Below are 14,442 nucleotides of genomic sequence, written 5' to 3' on the forward strand. Positions count from 1 at the left end.
GTCGTTAATAGTTTTTCATAAGGAGATATTCACAGGACAACCCACGGCTAGCGCCGTTAACCGTTCTCCTCTGAACATAACCGAGCGGGCAAAGCCCACCCGGTTAAGAGGCGTGATATTAGTTGCTTGCAGCTGCAGCTTTGATTAGATCAGCACCGATCTCATCTTCAAACTGCTTCCATACAGGCTTCATCGCTTCAACCCACTGAGCACGTTCTGCGTCAGTTAGGCTAACAACTTGAGAACGCTTAGAATCGATAATTTTCTGCTTATCAGACGCAGCTTTTTCAGCAGCAATGCCGTTACCGTGTTTGATTGCTTCATCTAGCGCTTTCTTAACTTCAACTTTCAGATCAGCATCAAGACCCATCCAGAACTCAGCAGAAGTTACTACTAGGTAGTCCAGTACACCGTGGTTAGATTCAGTGATGAAAGGCTGAACTTCGAAGAATTTTTTAGAGTAAATGTTTGACCAAGTGTTCTCTTGACCGTCGATCGCTTTAGTTTGTAGAAGTGTGAATACTTCAGAGAAAGGTTTTTTCAGTGGAACTGCATCTACAGCTTCGAACTGAGCCTGTAGTACGTCAGATGTCATGATACGGAATTTCTTACCAGAAGCATCAGCTGGTACTTTTAGCTCTTGGCTTGCAGAAAGCTGCTTCATACCGTTGTGCAGGTAACCAAGACCCACTAAACCTTTGCTCTCTAGAGAACCTAATAGTTTTTGACCATCTGGGCTGTTCTGGAATTTTTCTACCGCAGCCATATCTTTAAACAGGAAAGGCAGATCGAAAATCTGAAGTTTTTTAGTGAACTTCTGGAATTTAGATAGAGAAGGTGCAGCCATCTGCACATCACCTAGCAACATCGCTTCCAAAACTTTGTTGTCGCCGAATAGCTGAGAGTTAGGGAAGACCTTAACTTCAACTTTGCCAGCTAAACGCTCATCTACTAGCTCTTTAAATTTAAGAGCCATCTGGCCTTTTGGTGTGTTTTCAGCAACCACGTGAGAAAACTTAATTTCTACTGGGGCTGCAACAGCAGCTTGTGCTCCTAGAGTTAGTGCAAGGGAAGTTACCGCAGCGGTCAGTAAACGCATTGTGCATCTCCTGTTTAATTGAATTTAATTATGTTTGTTTTGTTTGAAATTCAGCGCTTTCTGTTTTTAGCAGTCACAGAACTTTCTGAACTCATCACACAAGAGAGCAAAGATAGGGCCAACTGTGAAATATGATTTTCACAAACCTCTGTAGCACCTATAAACATTGAGATACAGGTTAAACGTATGTTTAAAGCAAGGATTTAAGCGGCTAGAAAAAATGGCGGAAACTCACCCATTTACAATTTTAAAATCAGTGAATTCCCATCCATCTGTGTTTTATTTATTGAACCAGCATCCAAAAATGGCGTTTCATTGATCTACATCGAAAGAACAAAGCACCTAAGGCTTGTGTGTAATATCAGCTTCGCCTTATGATGAGTTACTGACTATGCTAACCACTATTATAAAAATGACGGCAATTATGACGGGAGCTGAAGTGTGAAATTGGATGGCCTATCAATTCAAACAAAGGTAAACATTTCTCTAGCAGTTGTGTTCCTGATTATCTTGGTTAGCTCTCTAACCGCGATTTACCGTAGTGAAACTCAGTTAGTTTCTGAAGTTGTACAACGTACAACAACCGAGACGGCTGATTCCTACTTTGACAGTATCAATATACTGATGCTGAGCGGTGCCATGTCTAACCGTGAAACCCTACAGAAAAAGATTCTTGCCAATCCTGATGTCTTAGAAGCACGTATTATCCGCGCCGATAGTGTTTCCAAAGTTTACGGGCCCGGCACCGATGACTCCAAAATAATGGATGACCTCGATAAACGTGCAATGCAGGGTGAACAGATTATTGAAGAGATCGATGATGCTAAAGGCCACCGCCTGACCGTTATCACTCCAATGAAAGCCCTACCGGACTATAAAGGTACTAACTGCTTACTCTGCCACCAGACGGCTGAGGGTGATGTATTAGGTGCCGTTCGAGTCACCTACTCTTTTGAAAATCTAGATAACACTATTCGCGCTAACCTGATCAGTGTAGCTTTGACCGAGTTAGTACTATTTATTATCGGCTTAGTCCTAATTAGTCTGTTACTAGGTCACCTAGTAGTACGCCCAGTTAAACGTATGGGTAAGACGATCAACACCATTCATGAAAACTCAGATCTTAAATTGCGCATAGATGTAACTTCCAAAGATGAAATCGGCACGATGTCAACATCTCTGAACACTATGCTCGAAGACTTCCACTCCAGTCTAAGCAAAGTAAGTTCTACCGTTCATCAGCTAAGTTCGTCGAGCACATCTATCAATGACATTGCTGATATGGCAAATAGCGCGGTAAACAATCAGCAGATACAAACCAGTGCTGTCGCTTCTGCGATGGAACAGATGGAAGCTGCAACTAAAAGTGTTGAAGCAAGCGCCGAAAATACAGTATCAGCTTCTGACCTAGCCCTTGAGCAAAGTAATGAAGGTACGCAAATTACTCAACAAGCGATCAATGCCATTGACTCCCTGAAGAGTAATATTGACCGAGCTCTGAATGTTATCAACAAGCTAGATGAACAAAGTCAGAGTGTTGGAACCGTACTAGAAGTGATTCAGAAAATTGCTGAGCAAACTAACTTACTGGCGCTTAACGCTGCCATCGAGGCGGCCCGTGCAGGTGAGCAAGGCCGAGGCTTTGCCGTGGTAGCGGACGAAGTACGCACCCTAGCAAGTAAAACTCGCAACTCTACGGAAGAGATCAACGCGATTATTGAAGAGCTTCAAAACGATGCGCGTGATGCGGTATCTGTAATGGATCAAGCACACTCGAGTGCAGAAGCAGGTGTAGCTAAAGTACAGGAAACATCTGATGCGCTAATCAAGATTGCCGAAGAAGTTCGTGCGATTAACGATATGAATCACATGGTTTCTTCATCGGTTAAAGAGCAAACAGAGATGGCTAGTAGCGTTGAGTCTAGCGTACATGAGATCGCTCAAACAGCTGAGCATACTTCATCTCGTGCAGGTCAACTGAACCAAGTTGCTCATGAGCTGAATACGCTAGCTGGACAGCTAGAAATGATGGTACAGAAATTCAAACTATAACCTTCTAAACAAAATAAAGAAGCCGCCAATATGGCGGCTTCTTTATTAATAGAACGAGAGGGGATCGCTCTATCATATGGCACCCGTCACTACTCGGGTAGCTGATACACCGCTTTAAAAATTTGCTGTAGCTGTTAACCACAGTTTGCTCTTATCCGCGCCAGTATCACCTGCGTCATAGTCAGCATACTTCAGGCTTAAACCGTAGTTTTTGCCAAACTTTTTGGCCGCAACAAAACCCCATTCCGAGCCTAAATCAGCGCCCGTTTCTTCAACTTCATAGTCGTGATAAACCGCAAGCAATTTAACACCTGCCAACTTAGTGCCCACGCTGATATAAATATCTTCAATGCCATCTGCAGGTGTTGCTAAAAACTGGTCAACCCAACCCTGAAATTTATGCTTAGTGGCTAATGGTGTATTGAATCCTACGCCACCATCAGAGCCAAGAACTTCATAACCTAGCTTGGTTGTCACACCAGAGAACGCCACACCACCCTCTAATAGATAGTAGTCAGGATCAGTCGAGCCGTTATCCTGTGTAGCGTACTCAGCTGTGTATAGAAGCTTGGTATCACCTGCATCTTGAGAACCACTAAAACGAACGCCGTAAGTATCTAGGTCATAACCACCAACTTTATCTTCCTCAAAGTTGTAGTAGTAACCGGTTAAAACGCCAAATGGCAGACCTTTGTATTTTACGTTGAACAAGTGTGTCTTGTGCTTGCTGTCCGAACCCGTAATACCATGGACATCATTGATATAAGCGTAGAACACCTCCGTATCAGCCAGAGAGCTGTTCTTAACCGATAGCGAATCGTAAGTCTGCTCATTCTGACGGAAACCTACACCACCAACAAAGCGTTGGTTGTCTAAAAGGATACGCTGGCGACCAACCTTTACAGTGGTATCAGACAAACCTGTAAATGCTAAATACGCTTGGTTTACTTCTGTGCCTTCAGGGTCAACGATTTTTGTTTTCGTTCCCATGCCGTTAACGCCATCGTTGTATTCGACATCGTCCAGTTCAGTTACGTCATCTACTTCAACCAATGCAGATACAGATTTGAATTCATCTGTTTTAAAGGTTAATCGAGACTTTAACGTCAAAGCATTCGCATCTTCAGCGGCAGAATCGTCTTCAACGTCTTCATAACGTAGACGGAAGCTAACGGAGGTTTCACCGTTCTGAAACGCTTCAGCAATAGACTCAGCGGCATAAGCTGATGGGGTCGATATAGCTGCGATAGCCGTGGCTAACAACAACTTAGAGGGTAGTTGATTCATTGTTTACTCCTAACTCACAAAAGATTGCTAGTACTGGAGCAACGCCTATGCCAACAGGCGTATTTTTAAGAAAATCAGCTCAGCAAACATTAAAAATGCATAAATTGCACATTTTTGAATCAGCTAAAGCAACGCCTGCTTTTCTGCGGTGCAGCAAAACAGATTAAGTCAACACCGAGTTAGTGCAGACTCGTCCAGAATTAATCCGATATTTTGAAAGGGTATCTACTACAAAATTATTACAACCTTACCCACAAGACATATTTTGAATATTTGATCATTAATTAATGAACCTATTTTTCTCGAATAGGTCACTCTTAAGGAAACGGAACCCTTCTTTGGAGAATAGCCTTGTATATACGCGCATTCGTAGCAAGCTTTACGATCTTATTGACCTCTCAAACTAAGGCTGCAACATTGGATGTTACTGTTCTAAACCCCGATAAATCAGGGGTAAATTCCATCGTCCTCTATGCTGAACCTATAGACCAGCCAGCTCCTAAGATAGAACGTCAGAAAATCGAGATCACACAAAAAGATCGCGCATTTGCGCCGCACATTACGGTGATGCAACGCCAAGATGAGGTACAGTTCAGTAATAAAGATGACTTTACCCACCATATCTACTCGATCTCCGGCCCAAACCGTTTTTCCTTTAAACTGAAATCAGGCGAATCCAAGGCCCTAGAGACGTTTGAGCCCGATTCATCCACTGAGACAGTCGCTATGGGCTGTAACATCCATGATTGGATGAGCGGCTTTATACTTATCGTCGATACGCCTTATTTTGCCAAAACCACTAAAACTGGCTCAGTTTCGTTCGATTTTCATCACTTGGGCAAATATCGCCTAACCTTATGGCATCCGCAGTTAAAAGCGGAAAACAATCGATTAACCCAGATAGTGGATATTAGCCAAGACCAAAAACTGACCTGGCAATTGAGCGAAACCTTCTACGAAGTGAAGCCAAAGGCTGACGAAGAAGACTTCGAATTCCTGGATGAATACTAGTTATTGGATGACTGACCATGGGCAGTTTAAAAACCAAAATATTTATATTCTTTGTCGCCTTATTAATGGTGGTTCAAGCAGCATCTTTGTGGATGGTCTACGACGCCAACAATAAACAAGGGGACGTTCAGATCCAATCGCGGCTCAATGCCGCTGTCTCCGTTTTTGACACCCTTTATCAGCAACGAAACTACTATCTCCAAGCCTTCGCCGAAACAGCTGCAAAGGACTTCGGTTTGAAAGAGGTCTTCGGCGCTGACCAACGTAGTTTTCTGATTGCATTGAATAACCACCGCAAGCGCATTGATGCCGATATAGCAATCGCTGTAGACCAAAAGTTCTCGATTATCGGTCAGCTTATTCGCCGCAATCCAAATGAAAAAATCCGTTTAGGCCCCGAACAAGGCCAACCGTTCCCTTCGCCACAATGGTTTGGCGTAGATGGCACGTTTACCAAACTGTACCAGCAAGAAAACGAGTTATACCAACTCAGTTTTGCTCCATTAAAAAGTGGGCAACAAGTCGTCGGCTGGATCGGCTATGGCTATCAGATTAATACCACCCTGGCACAAAACTTTGCCGATATTACTGGGCTGAGTATCGAATTCATGTTGCAGCAGGAAGATAGCCAATGGCGCGCTATTGCTGCTGCGATCCCGACAAGCCATCCTCAAGCACCGAGCCAGCAAGGCTTAGCAGTTATTGAAAATCGGGTACCAGGCCACCTTTTCGCAACCCAGATTGAAGTGGGCATGGTCAGCAAGAGTCCTCTGCAAGTAACGATCTTTGGCTCTCGCTCTAACCTACTGGAAACCCTACAAGAGAACTGGTGGCACCTACTAGCACTTGAAGGCGGTATGGTGACAATCACCATGCTGGCAGCCTATCTCCTCGCTGGCAGTATTACCCAACCGGTTAGAAAACTGGTACGCCAAGCTCAATATATTGCGCGAGGAAACTATGACAGCAGTGTAGATATCAGTGAAAAGAACGAGATGGGGCAGCTTGCAAAAGAGTTTAATCAGATGCAACAAGCGGTCTTGGTACGAGAGCAAAAGATCAGCCACCAGCTAAAGCATAACAGCCTGACCAATCTCCCAAACCGTTTCTCCCTACTCGAAACTTTAGACACCCTGCTGCAGCAAAAAGACACTTTCTTTAGCCTTCTCCATCTGGATATTCGTCGCACACGCACCGTCAACGACACGCTTGGCTACCAGATTGGCGATATGATGATTAAAGAAGTAGGTAAACGCCTGTTGAAGCTCAACGGTGCCAGCCAAACCTTCCATTTAGACGGTGACGAATTCGCCATGTTGATCGAGTGCTCGACACTGAGCGAGCTGGTGCAATGGCAGCAAAAGATTGAGCAAGTGATGGATGACCCTCTGTGTGGTGAAGACACCCTACTCCACTTACAGCTACAGGTTGGCTTTGCCCGTGTGCCTGAAGATGCCGATGATCCACAAACTCTTCTGCAAAAAGCTGATACAGCGCTTAGCCATGGTAAGAAAGCACAGCAGAGCTTCCAGCAATATCTCCCAGAAATGGATGCCGATGCCAACCGCCGCTTAAGCTTAGTAAATGACCTTAAGGTTGCTATAGCTGAAGACCAGTTATGTTTGTTCTATCAACCTAAGCTCGATCTAAAAACCGGAAAAATCCATCAACTGGAAGCATTAGTTCGCTGGCAGCACCCGATTCAGGGCATGATCCCACCCGATTCCTTTATCTCTATCGCTGAGCAAACAGGCCAGATCGATGCCCTCAGCAATTGGGTAATGAATGAAGCCGCTCGACAATATCAAGCTTGGGCAGAAATAGGGCTACATCTGTCTATCGCGGTGAACATCTCTGCGGAAAACCTAAAAAACCAACAGCTGATCAATACCCTCAAAGGGATTTGGAAAACACATCAACTGCCGCAAAACTCACTTTCCCTGGAAGTAACGGAAAGTGCCGTCGTAAGTGACCCAGAGAGCGCAATTAAAATGCTCTGCGAAATAAAAGGTCAAGGGATCAAACTGTCGATTGATGACTACGGTACAGGTTACTCATCACTAGCTCAGCTGAAACAGATGCCGGTTTCCGAGCTAAAAATCGACCGTTCATTTATCGATAAAGTTCACATGAGCAGCGACGACCAGATCATTGTTAGATCCACCATCCGTATGGCCCATGATATGGGGCTAACGGTTGTCGCGGAAGGAATCGAAGATCAAGAAACTCTGACATGGTTAGAACAACATGACTGTGATTTAGCACAGGGCTATTTCATCAGCCGACCTCAACCCGCAAGCGAACTAAGTAGTTGGCTGCTAGAATCGGAGTACAACCCGTCTTCGATCACAAAGGTTTTACATGGATAGTCGCTGGTTTGCAGCATTGACGCTTTTATCTCTGCCTGTACATGCAATTGATGTAGATTTGAAAGGACTCGTTGATATCCGAGCTAGCCACTCTTCCGGTGAACAGAGCTATGTCAGTGGTCAATTCGGCAAGCTCCAAAACTCGCCCGGCGGCGATCTATCTCTAGGGCAGCTAGGCCTGAACTTAAAACTAGGTTTGAGTGACCAACTCAGTTTTGTTGTCGTAGGGAACAGCTTTGTCGATGATGAGAAAAGCGAAGTTGGGCTGACGGAAGTTTTCCTTAAATATTCAGGCCTTCCCAGTGATATAGGTGTTAGACACAGCGCCCGCGTCGGTACCTTTTACCCACCTATATCATTAGAGAACAGAGCCACTGCTTGGTCACCCGCTAATACACTGACTCCTTCAACGATGAACAGTTGGATTGGTGAGGAGGTGCGCACCACCGGCATAGAGTACACGGCAGAGTGGTTGGGAAAGTTTAGAGAGGTCGATTACGACCTAAAGCTCAACACAGGTTTATTTGGTTTTAACGATACCGCTGGTTCGATGCTGTCTTGGCATGGTTGGACGCTTAGCGGTCGCCAATCCGTTATCGGCGAAGGCCTCCCTGTGCCACAAACCCCTGCGCAAACGAACCTGCTTACAGATCAAGCAAAAGAATCTGACCCTTTTCATGAAGGCGATGACCGCCTTGGTTACTTTTTAAATGCCGAGTATAAGCTGAAAAAGAAACTACTCCTGCAAGCCGGTTATTACGACAACAATGCCACCCCCTATATGCTTGAGGATGGGCAATATGGTTGGGAAACCCGATTTGCCTACACGGGTTTCCGCTGGCAGATCGATAAACAGTGGAGCCTGATGGGCCAGGTGATGCAGGGCTCAACCCTGATGCAATCACCGCAAAAAGTCAATGTGGTCGATAATGATTACCGTAGCGCCTATCTAACCTTAAGCTGGCGTAACGGTCCTCATCGACTATCAACACGCCTAGAAGAGTTTTCGGTTACAGATCTAGATCAGACGGTTGGCGACAACAATGATGAGTACGGCAAAGCCTTTACCCTTAGCTACCGTTACCGTCTTAACCGCCAATGGTTTCTGTTGAATGAGTTCAATTGGATAAATAGCACCCGAGCCGCGAGAGCATACAACCAAGATGATCCGAAGCAGCTAGAACGCCAGATTCAGGTAGCGCTCCGTTACTATTTTTAAGTCCAATTATTTAAAATCTTTCTTATCCAACCCGTACTTCTTCATTTTGTCGTAAAGAGTTTTTCGCGGTAAACCAAGGCTAGTTAATGTCTCTTTGATGGAGCCAGCGCAACGTGCAAGCTCAGCCTGAATCAACATGCTTTCAAACTGCTCGACCTTATCCGGCAGGCTCATATTGTTGTAGCCATCATTGTCGGTGATCGGTTTATTCTCAAAGTCGAATGTACAACTTTCACCCAAAAGCACATAGCGCTCGGCCAGATTGCGAAGTTCGCGGACATTGCCCGGCCAATCGTGGGTCATCAAACTGTGCATACGTTCAGCCGATAACAGCGGCACCTCTCGGCCATATTGCGAAGAAGCAATCAATGAGAAGTGCTGGAACAACAAGCCTATATCTTCACGTCGCTCACGTAGCGGCGGGATATCCACTCGCACAACATTCAGACGATAATAGAGATCTTCTCGGAAATTTCCCTGTTCGGCAGCCTCACGTAGATCTACCTTAGTTGCTGCAATCACGCGAAGATCGAGCGGAATGACTTCGTTAGCGCCAAGGCGTTCAATTGCCCGCTCTTCCAAGACTCGCAGTAACTTAATCTGCAAGGTCATCGGCATGCTTTCGATCTCATCTAAAAACAGCGTACCGCCATTAGCATGCTCAAACTTACCGATACGACGTGCTTTAGCATCGGTAAACGCGCCCTTTTCGTGACCAAAGAGTTCAGATTCGATCAGATTTTCAGGTACAGCACCGCAGTTAATCGCGACAAAATTCTGATCGCGGCGGTGGCTGTGCTCATGGATGTAACGGGCCATCAGGTCTTTACCTGTACCGGTTTCACCCAAGATCAGAATATCAGCGGGGGTATCCGCAATTGCATGCACTAAACCACGTACTTGGGCAATCATGGAGGTATTACCGATAATACGTGGGCCCGGCGCGCTCTGAGCTTCCAACTCTAACTTAAGACGGCGGTTTTCGATAACGAGGTTGCGCTTCTCAATCGCTCGGCGCACCACGTCTAACATCAAGTCAGAAGAGAAAGGTTTTTCGATAAAGTCGTAGGCACCATCCCGCATAGCACCCACCGCCATAGTAATATCACCATGACCGGTAATCAGGATCACAGGCAAAGTGGCATCGAGATTAACCACCTGCTTCATCAACTCAAGACCATCCATGCCCGGCAGATTGATATCGGTAATTAAAATACCTGGCCAATCATCTTGGATAATCGCAAAAGCTTGTTCAGCCGTTTCAACGGCGGTCACTTCATAGCCCGCTAATTCAAGGGCCTGTCCAGCCGCTAACCGAATATGTTCTTCATCATCCACTAAAAGAATGGGCAATAACCTATTCTCACTCATGCGGCTTTCCATTTCTTAATCAACCAATCGTGTTATTAAGGTTATCAGGCTGATCGGCTTTAGGTAAGCAAATACGGAACACCGCTCCACCCTGAGCATGATTGGAGACAGCCAATTCCCCACCCATACTTTCAATAATACGGTGAGAGATCGACAAACCCAGCCCTAAACCCTGACCCGCTTTTTTAGTGGTGTAGAAGGGCTCGAATACTCGATTCAACTCCTGCGACGGTATACCCGGGCCGAAGTCTCGCACATTAAGGCTGATCTGCTTATTTTGTTCCGACAAGCTGATATCCACAACTGGTTTGGTCTGATTTTCCATCGCTTGCAGAGCATTACTGATCAGATTGACCAACACCTGCTCCAAACGCACGGTGTCGCCGAGCACATAGATCCGTTCAAGACCAGAGGGCCAATTTACCTCTGCATCCGCCTTGCTTAAACGGCCATACATGATCGACATCGCGCCATCATGCACATTTTTAAGACAGACCGGCTCCACGCCACCTGTTGTTTTGCGCGAGAATTCTTTCAGCGGATGAATGATCTTCGCCATTCGCTCGGTCAGGCCACTAATTTCGCTGAGGTTCTTCTCTACCGGTTCAGTTTTACCTAATTCCATAAAGGCTTTGGCATTATCCGCATAAGTACGGATGGCCGTTAACGGCTGATTCAACTCGTGGTTGATACCCGCAGACATCTGACCAAGCACAGCCAACTTTGCCGTTTGAATCAGCTCATTTTGGGTATTCTCGTGCTTGGCGACTTCGTCACGAAGTTTAAGGTTGGCATTGGTAAGATCTTCGGTACGTGCTGCAACCCTATGCTCTAGCAACTCTCGCGCACGTTTTAACTCTTCTTCGTACTGCTTGCGCTGAGTAATATCGTGAATGGTGACGATAAAGCGTTTCACCACGCCATAATCCATATGACCGATAATCAATTCAATTGGGAACTCAGAACCATCTTTGCGCAATCCTAGCGCCTCTGTATACAACTCCTGCTGTCGGTCACTATCTGGCGCCGTTAAATGCTGCCAACAGAGCGCACGATCGTTCTGGGAGAGGAATTTACTAAAATATTTACTCCTCACCTCCTGTTCGTCATAACCAAACAGTTTTTCAGCCATCAAGTTCAGGCTTTCAATCCGTCCCTGATCATCCAACGTGATTAGACCCGCTTGCGTGTTATCAATGATGGCACGTACACGCTGCTCGCTCGCTTCCAAAGCTTGGGTTTCTTTCAGCTTAAAACGTGCGCGCTCTCGAGTAATACGCTGTCGTGTCAGTAACACTAACACCAACAAGATTAACGCGAGAAAGATAAAACCTGCGGTCAAAGCGGTATAGAACATCCGCACTTTAACCGCCTTAGTACTGGCTAAGACAACTACAGTTAAACCGCTATCGGGTAGTTCTCTACTTTGCAGAAGAAATTCACGTGGCCGGATGCCATCGAGGGCTTGGTTTTTTATTCGCTTACCGTCCACCAGCGTAATCAAAGTCGCACCATTTTCCTGTGGTGCACGCGAAATAATCTCGAGGGCCGTTAAAGTATGATCACCATAGCGCAGACTCTCAGAAATGCGTTGGATATCAGCTTTGCTCAGTGGGTGTAGGGTTCTGAATTTCCAATCTTCTCGGGTTGAGATAAAGATAACACCATCTTCATCGGTCACTAGAATGTCTAGATCAGGATCGGTCCAATCTGATTCAATTTCGTTTAAATCAATTTTTACAACCACAACCCCAATGATCTGGCTGCGCAGATAAACAGGGTATGAGAAATAATAACCTCGTCGGTTAGATACTGAACCCAAGGCGAAATAGCGGCCAGGTTTGCCTTTAATCGCATCTTGAAAGTAGGGACGATAAGCGTAATTTTTCCCCATAAAAGAGTACGCTTCCGCCCAGTTACTCGAGGCAATAGCCGTCCCATCCTTGTCCATCAGATAGACATCAGTCGCATTAATCGAATTATTTACTGATTCTAAATAGACACTGGCCTGGCCTGAAAGGAACGAATCTTCAGGCTTGGCTAAAGCTTCAACCAATGTGGAGTGTGATGACAGTAGCGCAGGCAGGTCTTTATATCGATCCAACTTCTGCTGCAGGCTCAACAGGTAACGATTGAGATCGGCACCGGAGCGCTGTTGCAGGGTTTGATAGCCTTGAGATTGACTTAGAAATGTAATTTGCCCAACCACCAAAAGGAATGCAAAAGCCAATACGACAAAGAAAAGCAGCCGATACTGACGCCAGCGAAGTGATTGAGTCTGTGGCATAAAACCTAGCCTGTCTGTGTAAAAAGGGCTTTTATTAACGTAACTGCAAAAGAAATACTTAATTTCGTTAACATAGTCGCTCTATACTAAGGTATATATTCTTGAACACCAAACATGGTATTAAGGATTAAGGGGCGTGTCTCTAAAGCCCTATTCGGCTTTAGAGGCAGACTCCTAAATACATAACTATATTATTTGCGTAATCTGAAGAAGGGACTAATTACTCTTATGCTGAAACGAACCAAAATTGTAGCAACCTTAGGTCCATCCACCGATGAACCTGGTGTTTTGGAAGATATTTTAAGAAACGGCGTAAACACTGTACGTCTAAATTTCTCCCACGGCAGCGCGGATGACCACCGCCGTCGTGCCAGTGAGGTCCGTAAAGCAGCACGTAAACTGGGTTTATCTATCGCAATTTTAGGTGACCTACAGGGTCCTAAAATTCGTATCGCACGATTTAAAGACACTAAGATTCAACTAGAAACAGGCGATACTTTTTTTCTAGATTCAGAACTCGGTAATGAAGATGGCGACCAAACCCAAGTCGGTATCGATTACAAAGCCTTGCCAGAAGATAGCCAAGCAGGCGATATTCTATTACTCGATGATGGCCGTGTTCAGTTGAAAGTCACTGCGGTTAACGGCTCTCGTATCGAAACTGAAGTGATCATTGGTGGCCCGCTTTCTAACAACAAAGGCATCAACCGTCAAGGTGGCGGCCTATCAGCTGCCGCTCTGACCGAGAAAGACCGTCGCGATATTAAAGTCGCTGGTGATATCGATATGGATTATATCGCGGTCTCTTTCCCTCGTAGCGCCGCTGATCTACAAGAAGCACGCGAACTACTAGATCACGCTGGAAGCCGTGCCGAGATTATCGCCAAGGTAGAACGTGCCGAAACTGTAGCTAGCAACGAAGCGCTGGATGAAATTATCTTAGCCTGCGATGGGATTATGGTAGCTCGTGGCGACCTAGGCGTAGAGATTGGCGATGCCGAGCTAATTGGCGTGCAGAAACACCTGATCAAGCGCTCTCGTGAACTCAATCGTTTTGTAATCACTGCAACACAGATGATGGAAACCATGATCGAAAACTCTATGCCGACCCGTGCTGAAGTCTTCGACGTTGCTAATGCGATTTTAGATGGTACCGATGCAGTGATGTTATCTGCTGAAACAGCGGCGGGTAAGCACCCTGTGGAAGTGGTTAAGTCGATGACTTCTATCTGCCAAGGTGCTGAGAAACATCAGTTGTCTCGTCCTGCTCCAACCAACATCACGCAAAAGCTGGAACGTTTCGATGAAACAATTGCACGTTCAGCAATGTATACGGCGAATAACTTGTTAGGTGTTAAAGCAATCATCTGCTTAACCGAGTCGGGCTCCACTCCGCTGTGGATGTCACGTATCCGTTCAGGCTTACCTATTTTCGCAGTAACCCGTAATGAGCGTACGATGCGCCGTACTGCACTTTACCGTGGTGTTGAGCCGATCTTCTTCGATGCAACGCAGATCGAAAAAGAGAAGCTAAACGAAGAGATTCTGGCGGGCCTTAAAGCTCGTAACCTTTTAGAAACTGGCGATCTTGTTATCCTCACCCGCGGGGCATCCCTAGGTGAAGATGGCGGCACCAACTCTATGCAGGTTTTAGCGGTTCAATAAGCCATGATGAGGGGAAGCATTTGCTTCCCCTCAAACATTTTGAATGTAAAAAAGTGTATATACAGTTGCAGTTACCCAGCAA

At 45.7% G+C, this 14,442-nt stretch carries 9 protein-coding genes; 5 read left to right on the plus strand and 4 right to left on the minus strand.

Going from position 1 to position 14,442, the window contains the following annotated elements; all coding sequences use genetic code 11:
* Positions 1-118 precede the first annotated feature (118 nt).
* On the minus strand, positions 119-1,099 hold the full coding sequence (locus tag ACMXYS_RS16630; RefSeq protein ID WP_415897158.1) for a TRAP transporter substrate-binding protein: 981 nt from the start codon (positions 1,097-1,099) through the stop codon (positions 119-121).
* A 441-nt stretch (positions 1,100-1,540) separates the two neighbouring features.
* On the opposite strand from ACMXYS_RS16630, the gene ACMXYS_RS16635 reads away from it, so the two are divergent.
* Positions 1,541-3,151 carry a methyl-accepting chemotaxis protein gene (locus ACMXYS_RS16635; RefSeq protein ID WP_415882819.1) on the plus strand — a complete coding sequence of 537 codons (1,611 nt, stop codon included), beginning with the start codon at positions 1,541-1,543 and terminating at the stop codon, positions 3,149-3,151.
* Between the two features lie 114 nt (positions 3,152-3,265).
* Here the strand turns inward: ACMXYS_RS16635 and ACMXYS_RS16640 are convergent, their stop codons facing one another.
* Positions 3,266-4,438 (minus strand): alginate export family protein, encoded by a 1,173-nt coding sequence (locus ACMXYS_RS16640; RefSeq protein WP_415882820.1) that lies wholly within the window; start codon positions 4,436-4,438, stop codon positions 3,266-3,268.
* A gap of 351 nt (positions 4,439-4,789) precedes the next feature.
* Here ACMXYS_RS16640 and ACMXYS_RS16645 point away from each other — a divergent pair, with 351 nt between their 5' ends.
* From ACMXYS_RS16645 to ACMXYS_RS16655, 3 genes are read left to right on the plus strand one after another with little or no spacing between them, the layout of a single operon-like run.
* Positions 4,790-5,449 (plus strand): hypothetical protein, encoded by a 660-nt coding sequence (locus ACMXYS_RS16645; RefSeq protein ID WP_415882821.1) that lies wholly within the window; start codon positions 4,790-4,792, stop codon positions 5,447-5,449.
* Positions 5,450-5,466: 17 nt separating this feature from the next.
* Positions 5,467-7,818: a putative bifunctional diguanylate cyclase/phosphodiesterase gene (locus ACMXYS_RS16650; RefSeq protein ID WP_415897159.1), complete on the plus strand. Its 2,352-nt coding sequence runs from the start codon at positions 5,467-5,469 to the stop codon at positions 7,816-7,818.
* Positions 7,811-9,037, plus strand: coding sequence for a hypothetical protein (locus ACMXYS_RS16655; protein WP_415897160.1), 1,227 nt, complete (start codon positions 7,811-7,813; stop codon positions 9,035-9,037). The genes ACMXYS_RS16650 and ACMXYS_RS16655 overlap by 8 nt, the downstream gene beginning before the upstream one ends.
* A 6-nt stretch (positions 9,038-9,043) precedes the next feature.
* Here the strand turns inward: ACMXYS_RS16655 and ACMXYS_RS16660 are convergent, their stop codons facing one another.
* Entirely contained in the window at positions 9,044-10,408 is a 1,365-nt protein-coding gene (locus ACMXYS_RS16660; RefSeq protein ID WP_415897161.1) for a sigma-54-dependent transcriptional regulator, read from the minus strand.
* Between the two features lie 19 nt (positions 10,409-10,427).
* Entirely contained in the window at positions 10,428-12,695 is a 2,268-nt protein-coding gene (locus ACMXYS_RS16665; protein WP_415882825.1) for an ATP-binding protein, read from the minus strand.
* Between the two features lie 228 nt (positions 12,696-12,923).
* On the opposite strand from ACMXYS_RS16665, the gene pyk reads away from it, so the two are divergent.
* Complete coding sequence (pyk, locus tag ACMXYS_RS16670) at positions 12,924-14,360, plus strand: pyruvate kinase (RefSeq protein ID WP_415882826.1); 1,437 nt, start codon at positions 12,924-12,926, stop codon at positions 14,358-14,360.
* The last annotated feature ends 82 nt before the right edge of the window (positions 14,361-14,442 follow it).

Origin of the sequence: Neptuniibacter sp. QD57_21 (assembly GCF_047778075.1) — a bacterium.
In the GTDB taxonomy this organism is placed as follows: Bacteria; Pseudomonadota; Gammaproteobacteria; order Pseudomonadales; family Balneatricaceae; genus Neptuniibacter.